The sequence below is a fragment of the Veillonella sp. 20925_1_51 genome (genome assembly GCF_041431445.1).
GTDB lineage: Bacteria > Bacillota > Negativicutes > Veillonellales > Veillonellaceae > Veillonella > Veillonella nakazawae.
On record NZ_JAPVXT010000001.1, the window covers coordinates 370,339 to 386,482 of the forward strand.

At 39.0% G+C, this 16,144-nt stretch carries 13 protein-coding genes; 1 reads left to right on the forward strand and 12 read right to left on the reverse strand.

The features are described from left to right. Window positions 1–68 precede the first annotated feature (68 nt). Complete coding sequence (locus O3607_RS01785; RefSeq protein WP_060924319.1) at window positions 69–1,784, reverse strand: glycosyl hydrolase family 18 protein; 1,716 nt, start codon at window positions 1,782–1,784, stop codon at window positions 69–71. Between the two features lie 153 nt (window positions 1,785–1,937). Between O3607_RS01785 and lgt the strand changes: the two genes are divergently transcribed. Further along, complete coding sequence (lgt, locus tag O3607_RS01790) at window positions 1,938–2,762, forward strand: prolipoprotein diacylglyceryl transferase (RefSeq protein WP_060924318.1); 825 nt, start codon at window positions 1,938–1,940, stop codon at window positions 2,760–2,762. Between the two features lie 115 nt (window positions 2,763–2,877). Here the strand turns inward: lgt and trmFO are convergent, their stop codons facing one another. The 11 genes from trmFO to glyQ form a co-directional block, all read right to left on the reverse strand. Then, complete coding sequence (gene trmFO, locus O3607_RS01795) at window positions 2,878–4,194, reverse strand: methylenetetrahydrofolate--tRNA-(uracil(54)-C(5))-methyltransferase (FADH(2)-oxidizing) TrmFO (RefSeq protein ID WP_371443215.1); 1,317 nt, start codon at window positions 4,192–4,194, stop codon at window positions 2,878–2,880. Next, window positions 4,187–6,586 carry a type I DNA topoisomerase gene (gene topA, locus O3607_RS01800; RefSeq protein WP_371443216.1) on the reverse strand — a complete coding sequence of 800 codons (2,400 nt, stop codon included), beginning with the start codon at window positions 6,584–6,586 and terminating at the stop codon, window positions 4,187–4,189. The genes trmFO and topA overlap by 8 nt, the downstream gene beginning before the upstream one ends. Beyond that, window positions 6,576–7,823 carry a DNA-processing protein DprA gene (gene dprA, locus O3607_RS01805; protein WP_371443217.1) on the reverse strand — a complete coding sequence of 416 codons (1,248 nt, stop codon included), beginning with the start codon at window positions 7,821–7,823 and terminating at the stop codon, window positions 6,576–6,578. The genes topA and dprA overlap by 11 nt, the downstream gene beginning before the upstream one ends. Window positions 7,824–7,831: 8 nt before the next feature. After that, complete coding sequence (locus tag O3607_RS01810; protein ID WP_371443218.1) at window positions 7,832–9,469, reverse strand: YifB family Mg chelatase-like AAA ATPase; 1,638 nt, start codon at window positions 9,467–9,469, stop codon at window positions 7,832–7,834. Between the two features lie 11 nt (window positions 9,470–9,480). Beyond that, window positions 9,481–9,879: a YraN family protein gene (locus O3607_RS01815; protein ID WP_024066404.1), complete on the reverse strand. Its 399-nt coding sequence runs from the start codon at window positions 9,877–9,879 to the stop codon at window positions 9,481–9,483. 278 nt (window positions 9,880–10,157) lie between these two features. Then, the gene (locus tag O3607_RS01820) at window positions 10,158–10,955 is read right to left on the reverse strand and encodes a ribonuclease HII (RefSeq protein ID WP_287500137.1); all 798 of its coding nucleotides are present in this window, start codon (window positions 10,953–10,955) and stop codon (window positions 10,158–10,160) included. After that, window positions 10,948–11,853: a ribosome biogenesis GTPase YlqF gene (gene ylqF, locus O3607_RS01825; RefSeq protein ID WP_009372039.1), complete on the reverse strand. Its 906-nt coding sequence runs from the start codon at window positions 11,851–11,853 to the stop codon at window positions 10,948–10,950. The genes O3607_RS01820 and ylqF overlap by 8 nt, the downstream gene beginning before the upstream one ends. 67 nt (window positions 11,854–11,920) lie before the next feature. Next, complete coding sequence (rplS, locus tag O3607_RS01830; RefSeq protein WP_005377523.1) at window positions 11,921–12,262, reverse strand: 50S ribosomal protein L19; 342 nt, start codon at window positions 12,260–12,262, stop codon at window positions 11,921–11,923. A 131-nt stretch (window positions 12,263–12,393) separates the two neighbouring features. Further along, complete coding sequence (locus O3607_RS01835; RefSeq protein WP_005386549.1) at window positions 12,394–12,780, reverse strand: MarR family winged helix-turn-helix transcriptional regulator; 387 nt, start codon at window positions 12,778–12,780, stop codon at window positions 12,394–12,396. Window positions 12,781–12,948: 168 nt separating this feature from the next. Next, entirely contained in the window at window positions 12,949–15,000 is a 2,052-nt protein-coding gene (glyS, locus tag O3607_RS01840) for a glycine--tRNA ligase subunit beta (RefSeq protein WP_371443219.1), read from the reverse strand. 1 nt (window position 15,001) lies between these two features. Next, the gene (gene glyQ, locus O3607_RS01845; protein WP_039969172.1) at window positions 15,002–15,877 is read right to left on the reverse strand and encodes a glycine--tRNA ligase subunit alpha; all 876 of its coding nucleotides are present in this window, start codon (window positions 15,875–15,877) and stop codon (window positions 15,002–15,004) included. Window positions 15,878–16,144: the final 267 nt, after the last annotated feature.

Here is a 16,144-nt window from a genome sequence, read left to right on the forward strand (position 1 = left end):
AACCTCATTAGTTGCCGTTTTATAATCAATATTTTTATTTTACTACTTACTATGAAAGCAGTCAAACTCTAACGTTTTACTACTTGTACAGATTTTGTTAATTCGTTTTTAGTACTTGTATTTTGAACAGAACCATGACTCTTATAAGAAGCAATTCTATCCTTTGCCTCTTGTGCATCACGCTCCTTTTGTGCTTTAGCCTCTTCTTCTAAACGTTTTTTCTCTGCCTTGGCTTCCTCAGCTTGACGTTTTTTCTCAGCTTTAGCTTGCTGCGCTTCTTCTTTAGCTTTTCGTTTAGCTAATTCTTTTTCCTCTTTAGCCTTGCGTTTCGCTTCTGCCTTAGCGGCTTTTGCCTTTTCTTTTTCTTCTAAGCGCAATTTGTATTGTTCTAGCTTAGTTAATGGTTTTGTTTCTTCTACTACAGGTTCAGGAGCAACCGCTGTAGGAGATTTAGGGATGCCACGACCTAAGTCTTTACCTTGAATCATAGCGATAGTACTTTCATCTTCAAAGCCTTTACGCCATGCAGCAAAACCACCAAGCTGTAATTCTTTTACAAGATCTAGTTTCAAACCTAAAGACGTATTATCTTCAAACCAGATACGATCAGAACCAGAACTAGTTGGGATAGATAAATAATATAGTTTTAATCGATCATCCCAAGTCATTTTATCTTTGTAATTTGCAAAATAGCTACCTGTGTTTTTCATAGCTAAAGTTTCACCTTTTGCATAGCCATTAGTATCATGCCATAAGCGCATATAGAATGGTATACCTAGTACTAGTTTTTGAGATGGTACTTCAGAAAGCATTTTTTCTGTATGATTGCGAACCCATGGATAACTTGCTACAGGACCTGCTGTTGTACTTTTAGCCCATGTTTCGTCATACGCCATGAGAACTACATAGTCTACGGAATTAGCAAAGGCACTGCGGTTATATACTAAGGACCATTCTGGGCTATCAGAATAACCAGTTACATCGATGGATGTTTTAATATTGTATTGATGTAAATGATTCGATAAATATGCCACAAATGCTGTTAAACGATCACGGTCGGCATAATCAATATTTTCAAAGTCAAAGTTATAGCCATCAAATCCGTAAATATAGGCATATTGCACAAGATTATGAGCATATTTTTTCCATACAGATTGATCTGCTAAGATGCCACTTGTAAAGCCAGGATCAAAACGATTCGTAATCAAAGGCCATACGTGGTAACCTTTACTCTTATAATCGTTAACATAATCAATACTTACATTAGGACTTGCTTCAAGGCCAAGGCTATGCAATTTAAACCAACTTGGAGAAATGATATTATCACCACTGGAATTCAGCTTTGCTTGATATGGAGTCCCCTGTGTTGGCCATGGATCAAAGGCCCAAGACAATGGTGTTTGCATTGTATAAGGAGCTTTTACTGTAGAGGCTTGCGGTGCAGGACCTAATGTTAATTGACCATTGACCTTTGTATAGCTCACACCGAGCATAGCTGGATCAGACTCAATATCGACATAGGTAATGCCATTTTTACTTGTAGTTGGCAATTTTACAGGTTCACCAACGGCAGCAGGATTTAAAACAATAGCATTTCCTTGTAACTCTGTTTGAGGTACATACACCGTATAGGATGTTTTATATTGATTTGCTTCGTAATGACGTGTTGTATTTGCTAAGAATTGGTCAACGGGAACCAATACCTCAGCTTGTACTGCAGTCGTAGATAATGCGGACATTACTAAAGCTGTTAAGGATTTTAAAATAGTAGATTTGCGAATCATGAACTCTCCTAACTCTAGCCCTCTAAAGGGGATACAATTTTAATCTCTATATTATACCATATTATATAGAATTCCTCTCAGTTGTTGCATGAAGGGTACATGTAATTTATAATTTACTTTATATAATAAAAGTTATCACATAAGGAGTTTAATATGCATCAATATCTATTCTTTATTGGGGACTTCCCTATCAGGGCTTATGGTGCCATGTTAGCATTAGCTATCATCTGTGGTGCCTCGGTTGCCTATGTTTTATTAAAAAAAGATGGTCGTGGTTGGCATGAACATATCATCGACTTTTCCATTACTGTTGCCGTAGCAGGTCTCATTGGTGCCAGATTATGGGATGTATTCTTCTTTGATTGGCACTATTATGGCAATCATTTACTAGAAATCCCCTTTGTATGGCAAGGTGGCATGGCCATTCAAGGCGGTGTCGTTCTTGGCACCATTGCAGGCTATTGGTACTTACGTAAAAATAATATCGACTTTTGGGCTTTTGCCGATTTATTCGCACCAGCATTGATTTTGGCACAATCAGTAGGCCGTATGGCAAATCTCTTAAATGGCGATGCCTTTGGTCATCCTACAGGTGGTAATTTTGGTATTCTTTACCCTGAAAGCACGTTGGCTCATCGCACCTACGGCAATCAACCATTATGGCCAGCCGAAATCTGGGAAGGTCAAATCGATATCCTTATCTTTGTAGCCCTCCTATTATTTAGCTCCATTAAACATGCTAAAGGTCAAGTATTCGTGCTTTATGCGATTCTCTATTCTACGGCTAGATTCTTCCTTGAATTTTTGCGCGGTGACTATGTAAACTTAACATTAGGCTTAAAATCTGCTCAAATGACTAGCTTGATTGTCATCATCATTGGTATCTGTGTATTTATCTATCTAGGCTATCTAGAAAAGAAAAATCAAAAAGTAATTGTTGCTACAGAGCCTACAGTTAAAACTAAAAAACGTAAATAAAACAGTAAATAATAAAAAATCCTTCATTCTTAGGTATGTGAATGAAGGATTTTCTTATGTAAGTCATAATTTACGATTGATCTAACAAGCTAAATCAATACGTAAATAAATTATCCTATAAATTTTCCTTAGCTTTTAATGCATCCAGTTCTTCTAATGCTCGATTAGCAATGAGTGCATTTTTCTCTTTTTTCTTACGTATTTTTTGAGGCCATGGATCCATGATGCCAAAGTTAACATTCATTGGTTGGAAGTTAGACCCTTCGTAGTTAGAAATATAGTGGCTGAGAGAGCCGATTGCCGTAGTTTTAGGGAAATCAATAAATGAGCGTTCCTCTAAATAACGTTCTACTTGAAGACCTACCATGAGACCACTCGCAGCAGATTCTAAATACCCTTCTACGCCTGTCATTTGACCAGCGAAGAATAGGCGTGGTTCCTTTTTAAGTTGGAATGCATGATTCAATAACTCAGGAGAGTTAATATATGTATTGCGGTGCATGACGCCATAACGGATAAATTCAGCATTTTCAAGACCTGGAATCATACCAAATACACGCTTTTGTTCGCCCCACTTTAAATGAGTTTGGAAGCCTACCAAGTTAAACATGGTGCCTTCTTTATTCTCCTTACGCAATTGTACTACTGCATAAGATTCCTCATTAGTCCGTTTATCTACTAAACCAACTGGTTTAAGTGGACCATAGCGCAATGTGTCTTCCCCACGGCTAGCCATAATTTCTACAGGCATACAACCTTCAAAGTAGATTTCCTTTTCAAAATCCTTTGGTTGCACAGCTTCAGCTGTAGTGAGTTCATGCCAGAAGGCTTTATATTCCTCTTCTGTCATAGGACAGTTAAGGTAATCTGCATCGCCCTTGTCGTAACGAGAAGCGGCAAATACTTTGTCGTAATTTAAAGATTCTGCCGTAACAATAGGAGCTGCTGCATCGTAGAAATAAAAACCTGTTTCACCTGTTAGGGATTTAATCTTATCGCCTAATGCTTCAGACGTAAGTGGACCAGAAGCAAAGATAACAGTTCCTTCAGCAGGAATCTCAGTTACATCTTCATTGTGAACTGTAATATTAGGATGTCCCTTTACCTTCTTCGTCACCATTTCACTAAACAAATGGCGATCAACGGCCAAGGCACCGCCGGCAGGTACAGCAGTCGCATCAGCACATTCCATAATCAGGGAACCTAAACGACGCATTTCTTCTTTTAAAAGACCTACTGCATTTTCAATATTGCCAGCTCGCAAGGAGTTACTACATACGAGCTCTGCAAATTGATCTGTTTGATGCGCAGGAGAGCTCTTAACGGGGCGCATTTCATATAAGTCTACATGAATGCCACGATTAGCGAGTTGCCAAGCCGCCTCAGAACCGGCTAGGCCGGCACCAATAACAATAACATTTTTATTATTCAACAGTTGTTTCCTCTTTTTTAGCTTTGCTAGACTTTTTAGATTCTTTAGATTTTTTAGATTCTTTAGACTCTTTTACAGTTTCTTCACTAGCTTCGCTTTTTTTCTTTCTTGTTTTCTTTGGTGGTCTAGTTGGACATGTTTCATTGGAACAGAACTTTTTAGTTGTACCATTTTTATATGTCTTTTCAACCATAATAGAGCCACATGTTTCACAGAAATCATGGGTTGGTTTATCCCATAATGTAAAGTCACATTGTGGATATCGATTACAGCCATAGAATAAACGACCACGACGAGACTTACGCTCTACGATTTCCCCTTCCTTACATTTAGGGCAAGTTACACCTGTCCCTACCGTAATAGGTTTAGTATTTTTACATTCTGGGAAATTAGAACATGCAAGGAACTTACCATAGCGACCAAATTTATATACCATTGGGCTATTGCAAAGTTCACAGGTTTCATCACTTTCCATAGATGCAATTTCAATGCGATCTACATCACTCGCATCTTCTAGCTCTTTAGCGAATACTTCGTAGAAATCAGACAATACCTTTAGATATGTATCCTTACCGGATGCAATAGCGTCAAGCTCTTCTTCAAGGTCTCGTGTAAAGCCAGTATTGATGATTTTTTCAAAGTACGCTATCAAGAAGTCTACCACTACAAAGCCTAACTCTGTAGGAACAAATTGTTTATTTGTATTCTCTACATAGTTACGACTTACGATTGTATCAAGAATTGGAGCATATGTACTTGGACGACCAATACCGAGCTCTTCCAATGTTTTGATGAGGCTCGCCTCAGAATAACGTGGAGGTGGTTGCGTGAAATGTTGTTCAGGCAATACCTCTACTGTATGGGCTGCATCATTCTTTTTAAGAGCTGGCAATTGAGGAACATCCTCTTTTTTCGCATCTTCATAAACAGCACTAAAACCTGGGAAGATTACGCGGGAGCCTGTCGCTTTAAATGTGTAATCATCATGAACGGTCAATTCAATAGTTGTAGATTCGTTTTGTTGTGGTGCCATTTGACTTGCCATAAAACGATTCCAAATCAATGTATATAATTTAAGCTCATCACGACTCAAGAAGGGCTCTACCATTTTAGGTGTTAACTCTAAAGATGTAGGGCGAATTGCTTCATGGGCATCTTGAGCAGAACCTTTTGCACCATACATATTAGGTTTAGAAGGATAATAATCTTCACCATAGTTACGAATAATATAATCCTTAGCCATAACCTGCATCTCTTTAGAGATACGCGTAGAGTCTGTACGCATGTACGTAATCAAACCTACGTGACCATAGGAACCGATTTCAAGACCTTCGTAAAGATGTTGAGCAATCATCATGGTACGCTTTGCACCAAAGTTCAATTTACGCACACCATCTTGTTGCAACGTAGACGTTGTAAAGGGAGGTGCCGCTTTACGAGAACGTTTGCGCTTTTCAATATTTGTCACTACTGCATCGGCTCCACCAATAGCATCTACTACGGCTTGCGCTTCACTTTCAGTAGTAATATCGATTTTTTCACCTTTAATATGAGTCAATTCTGCTGTGAAAGCCTCTTTTTTAGGCGTTTCAAAATTGCCTTCAATAGTCCAATATTCTTGTGGCACGAAAGCTTGAATTTCTCGCTCTCTTTCACAGATAAGTCGAACTGCAACGGATTGCACACGACCTGCACTGAGGCCTTTACAAACCTTTTTCCATAATAAAGGACTCAATTTATAGCCTACGATACGGTCTAATACACGGCGTGCTTGTTGAGCATCTACCATGTTCATATCGATGGTACGTGGAGATTCTAAGGCCTCTGCAACGGCATTCTTAGTAATCTCGTTAAAGGTAATACGGCATGTAGACGTAGGATCTACATTAAGAATGTACGCCAAATGCCATGAAATAGCTTCCCCTTCGCGGTCAGGGTCAGTTGCGAGCAATACGGCACTACTTTCATCGGCATAGGAAACTAGTTCATCAATAACCTTTTTACGAGTTACTAGATTGCTATAGCGCGGTGTAAAGCCATGCTCAATATCGATACCCATTTGAGATTTAGGCAAATCTCGTAAGTGGCCCATACTTGCTTTTACCACATAGTTTGGACCTAAGAATTTTTCAATTGTTTTAGATTTAGCAGGAGATTCTACGATAACCAATACTTTGCCATCTGGATTATATACGCGAGGTTCACGTTGCTCAGGTGGCACAGAGGTTTGTAACACAGACTTGTCACGTACAATTCCCATAGGAGTAAGAGCCTCTTTGGCAACCTTACGTTTTATCGTAGTACTCTCTTTTGTAGTACTTTTCTTTTTTGTTTCTTTACTAGTACTAGCTGCTTTTGGCTCGCCAATAACGATAGATCGTTTAATGGACAAGTATATCACTCCTAGTCATATTAATATAGCCTCTCGGCGGTTGATGCTCTATAGCCCCTTCTAGCTCTAACTCTAGTAATAAGGGCTGCAATTGTTGCAATGGAATGTGAGTTACTTTCAAAATATCACTAACAGTAATACATCGATCATGAGGTATTTCACTTAAGATTAAACTCTTATCCAAACTAAAGCTTAACATAGACGACCCATGACTATCAACACCCTTACATGTATTACTCCATAAATCCCCCTCTTTTACATGACTATGTGCCTCTTTCTTTGACGATGAAAGTTCCTTTTTTGCCGGTGAAAGTTTCTCTTCTGTTGCGAAAAAATCCCGCAATATTAAATGATATTGTTCCACTATATCCTCATATCCAGTCAATACATAAGCACCGTTACGCATAAGGAACTTATTACCATCCGCTGTGTGGTCTAATAGGTTACATGGTACTACAAATACATCGCGCCCTTCACTGACCGCCATATCCGCCGTAATTAAAGAGCCACTACTAGACTTGGCCTCTACTACGATTACACCTCGACTAAGTCCACTAATAATACGGTTGCGTGCAGGGAAATGCTTTGCCGATGGCGGTGTTCCTGGAGGATATTCAGATAGGAGTAACCCATTATTTGCCAGTACTCTATCAAATAATTTTGAATTTTCTCTTGGATATACAATATCTAAACCACATCCCATAACGACAATACCGTAACCTTGACTTGCTAGTAGTCCTTCATGACCATGCGAATCGATGCCACGAGCACCGCCACTCACGATTATAGTACTGTATTTGCCCAATTCTTTTCCTAACATTCTCGCCACATTCCGCCCATATAATGAACACCGTCGAGCTCCTACAATAGCAATACGGTTCAGTCTTTTATCTAATAAGGCTCGATTGCCTCTCATAAATAATATAGCTGGTGGATTATAGATTTGGTTTAACATAGATGGAAAATCTTTATCTAGAAAGGTAGTAACATCCATCTTATATTCATCTAATTTTTGAATTATATAATCTAGTTTTTCATCCTTAGCCGATGCTGCAATAGCACGTTTATCTCCTACGGAAATATGATAATAAGATTTCAAATTTTCAACCTTCTTAACAGCTTGCCAAGCTTCATAGGGTCCTCCAAAATCATCAATAAAACTCCGTACATGTGCTGCGCCCACATTATATAAACTTTGTAGACCTGCAATATAAATGTTGTCGTCATATCTTGTCATAATATCACCTATTTATCTGTTCTAAATAGCATAGCTTCGGAAATATGATGTGGTTCCACTTGTGGATTTCCCTCAAGGTCTGCTATGGTACGACCGACCTTTAATATGCGATCAAAAGCACGTCCACTTAAATGGAAATGGTCAAATATATTACCGAGTACACTCCAAGCCTTATCGGTAATATGGCAAAGCTCATTTATGGCCTTATGCGGTATGGCTCCATTAGAGCTAAAATCTTGGCCTTCATACCGTTTCTGTTGCATGGATGTCGCTATAACAACTTGTTCTCTCATACTTTCACTGGTCATCGTTGAAGACGAAGTATCTAATAATTGCTCTAATGTCGGCCTTTCAACAGGTATGTGTAAATCGATGCGATCCATAATAGGTCCAGATAATCGTTGCTGATAATTTTTAACCATTGTTTCCGTACATACACACTCTTTATACGGATCATGATAATAGCCACAAGGACATGGATTAGCCGCTAAGATACAAATAAAATCGGCAGGATATATGTAATTACCTTGAGAGCGATTGATGGTAATTGTACGTGATTCTAAAGGTTGCCTAAGCGCATCGATAACTTGACGTTGAAATTCAGGGGCTTCATCCATAAATAGAACACCTCCGTGAGCAAGGGTTACCTCACCTGGTCGACCTTGAATACCGCCACCTACCATACTCGCTAAAGTTGCAGTATGATGGGGATGTCTAAAAGGACGAGTTGTAACCAATCCTGTATCTCCTAATAATCCTATTACATCTTGTATACGACTCACTTCAATGATTTCATTCCATGTCATAGGTGGTAATATGGTTGGCAATCTCTCGGCCATCATCGTTTTACCACCACCTGGTGGACCTATCATAATACAATGATGATGACCTGCTGCACTGATGAGCATAGCCCTTTTTCCAAGCTCTTGCCCCTGTACATCACTAAAATCGACTGTATATATTTGATTGGAGCCTGTATCTACACAATTATGTTCATTCATATAATCTACAGGTTCATATGACTCTAACAATTCCACTGATTGATTATAATTTTGATTTCCCGAACTTGTAGATTGGCTAATAGTCCCTTTATTTCCTTTACCGATCTTTGATTTAGCTAGTTTCTCTAAAATAGAAATAATATGTAGTAATGAAGATTCCCCATAAATGGTAAGCTTTGGTATGGCCTTTAAGTTATGACCATTTTCAACACTTGTAAATATAGTGGAATAATTAGAATCTAAGCCTGCAAGGGACATAGCCAAGGTTCCAAAGGTTGGTAATAGTGATCCATCTAAAGCCAGCTCTCCCATAAATAGACTTTTACGTAATAAAGCAGAAATATTAGCTTTACGTCCCTTTATCTGCCCCGATGCAACGAGAACCCCCAATGCAATCGCTAAATCGAGTCCTGCACTACTTTTACGAATTGTAGCAGGTGCTAGATTGACTACGATACGCCTCATAGGGAAGTCATAGCCACTATTTTTGATAGCCGCCCTCACACGTTCCCGAGCTTCCTTTACGGACTGATTAGGCAGTCCTACGATATCAAATACAGGTAAACCTTGAGATATGTCGACCTCTACCGTAATAATGCATCCATCTATGCCATGTAAGGTGGCTCCATAAAGTTTTGCATACATAGGTAACCTCTCTAAAAGCACTGCGGCAAATAATGAATGGAACTTTGAAAGTCTTCATGCAAATACACTTCGATTACATCAAAGGATAACTCTTTCCAGCGCCGTCTTTTTTGATGTAGATCATACAAAAATAACATAGCTGCCCGTTTAATATGCTTTTGTTTCTTCTTTGTCACCGCTTCACGAGCCAATCCATGCTGCATTCCACGGCGAGCTTTAATTTCAATAAAATGATAGATTAAATCTTTTTTAGCAATGATATCAATTTCTCCTAATCTAGTTCGATAATTCGTATCTACTACTGTAAGGCCGATCTTTTCAATATATTTAATGGCCACCCGTTCGCCCCATTTTCCAAGTTCCTTGGAATCAAGTTCATTAAATGCTTTACCTGTACTAATCGTTTTCATATATACCTCCTATATACGTGTAGTAACTACAATAACTTATAGAATATTTATCACTCAATCTAGATCTAAACTTTCAACAGGTAACTCTTACTTGTAGCGTAGAGTATGGAGACTATAAAAGTAAATACAAAAGAGGTTCCTAATAGTCACATCGGTGACCAATAGGAACCTCTTTACGGTTATGAACTATATGCGATTTATAATGATACAACTAATACAATTAATACAAATATAAAACTTAACTTAATAGTCGAATCATAGAATAAATTCATTACGAATTACTCTGGCTTAACCCAACGAACGATAGATTTAATAGGTTCAAAGCTCTTGCGATGTAGTGGTGTTACACCTTGTTGTTCAACAGCTTCTTTATGTAACTCCGTATAATAGCCTTTATGAATACCAAATCCATAACCAGGGTATTCGTTATCAAGGCTCTTCATATATCGATCTCGCGTAACCTTAGCAATGATGGATGCAGCCGCAATATTAGCGCTTTTACTATCACCCTTAATTATGGACTCCACAGGAATCGTCAAATCAGGCAATTTCATAGCATCGGCTACTACTGCTTCAGCGGGTACGCTGAGCGTCCGAATCGCCTCATACATAGCTTGACGTGTTGCTTCGTAGATATTGAGTTCATCAATCTTTTCTGGGCCGTAAGAAATACAGCTTACTGCTACCGCTTCTTTCATGATGATATCGTAGAGGGTTTCACGCTTTTCTTCGGTTAACTTTTTAGAGTCATTTAAACCAGGAATTAATGTCATAGGTGGCAATATAACAGCAGCTACCGTTACAGGGCCTGCAATAGGGCCTCGACCTACCTCATCGACACCAGCTACATGATACATACCTTGATCGTAGAACATACCTTCATAGTCATACATACTCATGAGGCGTTGTTGTTCTTTTAACTCTTTTTCTTGGCGCTTAATGTAAGAAGCAGCCAGTTTTTGTACAGAACTACGATCGTCCTCTTGGGCTAAAGGCAAAATCTCTAAGGCTTGTTCAGTTTCAAAAAGAGCTTTTATATCTGCCACTTTTAATTTACTAAATGTATCCTTATCCATTTTGCGTGTCCTCACCGTTTTCAGGATAGTATGGTTCTTCATCAACTTTATCGAGAGTAATTGTACCTAGTTTAGTATTGCGGTAGTCTTGCAAGATAATGCGGCGTGCTTTATCAAAGTCTACTACGCCACCACTAACGAGACAACCACGACGACGACCGATGCTTTCAAGAATAGTATCCACATCTGTCATCTCTTCTTCTTTTAATTTATAACGTTCTACCAAAATATTTGGTGTATTCGTCAATAAATGATTTAATAGCTGTTTCATTACATGCTCTAAGTCGTACACATCATCAGAAACAGCACCCGTCATAGCAAGGCGAGCCGCTGCGCGTTGGTCCTCTAATTTAGGCCATAAAACGCCTGGTGTATCAAGCAATTCAAGATTTTTACCGATCTTAACCCATTGTTGACCACGGGTATGACCAGCTTTGTTAGCTGTACGCGTAGCTGCAGAGCCAGCTAAGGAGTTGATTAATGTAGATTTACCGACGTTAGGAATACCTAAAATAATAGTACGTACAGAACGACTACGAATGCCTTTAGCTACCCAGCGATCGATGATAGGCTTGCTTAAACGCTCTACCGTAGATATTAACTTCTTATTACCCTTGCCAGACTTAGAATCGATAGCCAATACTGTGATACCTTGTTTAGTAAAGAATTCGGTCCATTCCTTTGTAGCTTTAGGATCTGCTAAATCTACTTTATTTAACAATACGATATGAGGTTTCTGACCAACGAGTTCTGTGATTACAGGGTTCGCACTAGAGCGAGGAATACGCGCATCTAGTAACTCAATAACTACATCTACCTTTTTTATATACTCCGTAATCATACGTGTGGCTTTTGCCATATGACCAGGGAACCAATGTACGATAGGTGAATCTGCCATAGTATTTCCTTTCATATCTAAATTTTAGCAAAAATAAAAGGCTGCCAACGGCAGCCTTTTATGAACATTAGCGTTTTTCGCGAATACGAGCAGCTTTACCAGTAAGGTTACGTAAGTAGTACAATTTAGCACGACGAACAACACCACGGCGCATAACTTCGATTTTAGCTAAGCGTGGGCTGTGAAGTGGGAATGTACGTTCTACACCTACACCGGATGCAATACGACGAACTGTGAAAGTTTCACGTACGCCACCGTTTTGACGTTTAATTACCAAACCTTCGAATACTTGGATACGTTCACGAGAACCTTCCACTACTTTTACGTGTACGCGAACTGTGTCACCAGCGCGGAAAGTAGGGATGTCTGTACGAAGTTGTTCTTGTTCAAGTACGTTAATAATGTTCATTGTTTCCTCCTGTTTGCAGACATTCAATACCTACACCTTATAGGCAGCGGACTGTCTCAAATTAACAGCAATATAGTATCATAAATCACGTACTGTTCGCAAGTATTTTCTATATAATTTTGAGAAACTAATTATTTACTTAAGATTGGACGCTTTAACTTACCTAACAAGCGATATAAATCGTCTTTTTCATCATCAGAAAAATCAGAAAATAGTACATTAAGAAATTGATCATACGAATGTAGTAATGACTTACCTAATCGCTTGCCCTCTTCCGTAAGGCCTACTACAGAAATTCGTTTATCCATATAATCAATATGCTTTGTGACATACCCTAATTCAATAAGTATATCCGTCTGCTCAGATACTGTAGCAGGACGCATATTAAGAGCATCTACTAATTGTTTTTGAGATGCTCCTTCAGATCGCATATATAATTCTATAATTATTTTATCACGAGACTTTTCTTTACCATTTGGCACCTTACATAAGGCTTTATATAATTCATCATGATTCATGACAGTTATCTCCTCATACAACTTTGTATATTATAAGATATTCGCCATGGTCTCAAAAAATCCTGCATAAAATTTGTATATTCTTCGTAAAAGCAAAAAGAGGTACCAAATGGTACCTCTTCTTTCATATATTACTGTAAAAGTATTATCTATCTTTTACCCAATATATTATTTTAATGCACTAATATCGCCGATAATAGCCATTACACTATAAGCTAAACGAACAAGTTGTAAACGGTTAGCTTTAATAGCTTCATCTTTATCCATAACCATTACATCTTCAAAAAATTTGTTAATGGATGGAACCAAAGTAGCTGGAACTGCTACAACAGCAGCGTAATCATTTGCTTCCCATGCAGCAAGGCTAGCTTCGGATGCTTTAGAAGCAGCTTCGAATAATGCTTTTTCAGCATCTTCTTTTAACAAGTCGCTATTAACGCCTGTATATTCCACATCTTTTACAAGATTGTACATACGAGTATAAGCTTGAACAAGCTCAACATTTTCATCGATGCGATTTGCTAACAATGCGTTTACAAGACCTTCTGCATCAGCAACAGACAATTCATTGTTGGACAACAACAAGTCGATCACATGATGAGGCACTTCGCGATCAAGGAAAATATTTTTCAAACGAAGTGTGAAGAATTCTTCAACTTGGTTAAGCAATTCCTCTTGTTTATCAGCAGCTACATTCAATAACTCCATAGATGCTTTGAAGATTGGACGCAAGCTGATATTCCAGTCGCTACCAAGCAAGATGTTCAAAATACCAATTGTTTGGCGGCGCAATGCATATGGATCTTGAGAGCCTGTAGGAATTAAACCACGGCTGAAAGTAGCCACGATATTATCTACTTTATCGATGATGGACAATACTTTACCTGCTTCTGTTTGAGGCAATACATCGCCTGCAAAGCGTGGTAAATATTGTTCAAAAATAGCTTCTGCTACCTCAGGAGATTCACCATCAAGTAAAGCGTACTCTTTACCCATTACACCTTGTAATTCAGTGAACTCTGTAACCATACCTGTTGTAAGGTCAGTTTTAGCAAGCTCTGTAGCACGTTCTAATACAACAGCTGCATCTTCGTGTAAGCCACATTCTTCACCAAATACACGGCCCAATTTAAGCAAACGTTCAGTTTTATCTGCTAAGTTACCAAGACCTTCTTGGAATACGATTTTAGTCAACCCATCTTGACGGTCGATAAGAGGTTTCTTGCGGTCTTCGTTGAAGAAGAATTTAGCATCATCAAGACGAGCGCGCAATACGCGTTCATTACCAGCTTGAACTACTTCGATGGAATGATCGGAGCCGTTACGAACTGTTAAGAACATTGGTAACAATTTGCCGTTTTGGTCAACCAATGGGAAGTAACGTTGATGATCTTTCATAGGTGTAATGATAGCTGCATCAGGAAGTGCCAAGTAGGACTCTTCAAAGCCACCGCACAATGCTGTAGGCCATTCAACAAGATAGTTGATTTCTTCTAACAAATCATCATCCCAAACAATGGATGCATTTTTAGAAGCTGCTATATCATGTAATTGTTTGGAAATCAACTCACGACGTGCGTCTTGATCAACCATAACAAAGTTTTCTTTTAATGTGTCTACATAAGATGCTGCATTTTTAATAGTAATTTCATCAGCACCTAAGAAGCGATGACCACGTGTTACATTACCAGATTTTACAGTAGCAAATTCTACAGGAATTACTTCTTCATCAAGTAATGCTACAAGCCAACGTACAGGACGTACGAATTTAGCATCTAAATTGCCCCAATGCATGGATTTAGGGAAATTAAGACCTGTAATCAATTGTGGCAACATTTCACTTACGATATCTTTTGCAGGTACGCCGGCAGTTTTAGTTTCAGCGTAAATATAGCCGTCTTCTACAACGAGATCAGCTACATCAAGACCTTTACCACGAGCAAAGCCGATAGCTGCTTTTGTTGCATTGCCGTCAGCATCATAGGCGATAGATGCAGATGGACCTTTATGACGTTCGCTGATTTCAGCGGATGTGTCAGCAAGACCTTTCACGATAAGAGCCAAACGACGTGGTGTACCGTAGGTTGCGATGCTTTCAAAAGGAAGATGGGCATCATTTAATTTTGTTTCAGCCAATTGTTTCAATTGACCTAAGATATTAGGCATAAAGCCGGCAGGAATTTCTTCTGCACCGATTTCAAATAATAAATCCTTTGCCATCTTATTTATCTCCTTTCAAAAGTGGGAAACCTAATTCTTCGCGTTTAGCAAGGTATTGTTGTGCACAAATACGAGCTAATGCACGTACGCGGCCGATGAAAGCAGTACGTTCGCTGATAGAAATAGCGCCACGGGAATCAAGCAAGTTGAATGTGTGGGAACATTTCAATACATAGTCGTAAGCTGGTAATACATAGCCGGCTTCGCAAACACGTTTTGCTTCTGCTTCGTACATATCAAATAATTTGAAAAGCATATCTGTATCTGCTAATTCAAAGTTATATACGGATTGTTCAACTTCGTTAGCATGCCAAACATCACCGTATGTAACATTTTCATTCCATTTAAGGTCATATACGTTTTCTACGCCTTGAATGTACATAGCCAAACGTTCTAAACCGTATGTAATTTCTACGGAAACTGGTTTACAGTCGATGGAACCAACTTGTTGGAAATATGTAAACTGAGTTACTTCCATACCGTCGAGCCATACTTCCCAACCAAGGCCCCAAGCGCCCAATGTTGGAGATTCCCAGTTATCCTCTACGAAACGGATATCGTGATCTTCCGCATGAATACCAAGAGTTGCCAAGGATTGTAAGTACAATTCTTGGATATTATCTGGAGATGGTTTCACAATAACTTGGAATTGATGATGTTGGAACAAACGGTTAGGGTTATCACCATAGCGACCGTCTGCTGGACGACGAGAAGGTTCTACATAACATACAGCCCATGGTTCAGGACCAATAGCATGCAAGAATGTTGCAGGATTCATTGTGCCTGCGCCCTTTTCGATGTCATATGGATTTTGAACGATACAACCTTGATCGCTCCAGAATTTTTGTAGATTTAAAATAATCTCTTGAAATGTCATTGCTGCCTCCACTTTACACAACCGACATAAAATCAACCATTTCGTTACAAACAAAAAAGTCCCTGTAACGAAAAACGTTACAGGGACGAGTATACCCGCGGTTCCACCCTATTTGGCTTGCGCCCTCTTTTTTCTATGTTGGCCTTTACTAACAGATACCTGCGTTCCTGCCAATGCTCTACAGCGCCTTCAACCAAATGTGAGCTTACACCATCCTCACTCGCTAGAGAGGTTTACTACTCTGCTTCATCGCATATATTATACACA

Excerpts from the sequence above, each read along its gene's own strand:
- dprA (WP_371443217.1), bottom strand. The coding sequence starts at position 7,823 with ATGACAAGATATGACGACAACATTTATATTGCAGGTCTACAAAGTTTA.
- O3607_RS01835 (WP_005386549.1), bottom strand. The coding sequence starts at position 12,780 with ATGAATCATGATGAATTATATAAAGCCTTATGTAAGGTGCCAAATGGT.
- glyS (WP_371443219.1), bottom strand. The coding sequence starts at position 15,000 with ATGGCAAAGGATTTATTATTTGAAATCGGTGCAGAAGAAATTCCTGCC.
- glyQ (WP_039969172.1), bottom strand. The coding sequence starts at position 15,877 with ATGACATTTCAAGAGATTATTTTAAATCTACAAAAATTCTGGAGCGAT.
- rplS (WP_005377523.1), bottom strand. The coding sequence starts at position 12,262 with ATGAACATTATTAACGTACTTGAACAAGAACAACTTCGTACAGACATC.
- O3607_RS01785 (WP_060924319.1), bottom strand. The coding sequence starts at position 1,784 with ATGATTCGCAAATCTACTATTTTAAAATCCTTAACAGCTTTAGTAATG.
- O3607_RS01815 (WP_024066404.1), bottom strand. The coding sequence starts at position 9,879 with ATGAAAACGATTAGTACAGGTAAAGCATTTAATGAACTTGATTCCAAG.
- lgt (WP_060924318.1), top strand. The coding sequence starts at position 1,938 with ATGCATCAATATCTATTCTTTATTGGGGACTTCCCTATCAGGGCTTAT.
- ylqF (WP_009372039.1), bottom strand. The coding sequence starts at position 11,853 with ATGGCAGATTCACCTATCGTACATTGGTTCCCTGGTCATATGGCAAAA.
- O3607_RS01820 (WP_287500137.1), bottom strand. The coding sequence starts at position 10,955 with ATGGATAAGGATACATTTAGTAAATTAAAAGTGGCAGATATAAAAGCT.
- O3607_RS01810 (WP_371443218.1), bottom strand. The coding sequence starts at position 9,469 with ATGTATGCAAAACTTTATGGAGCCACCTTACATGGCATAGATGGATGC.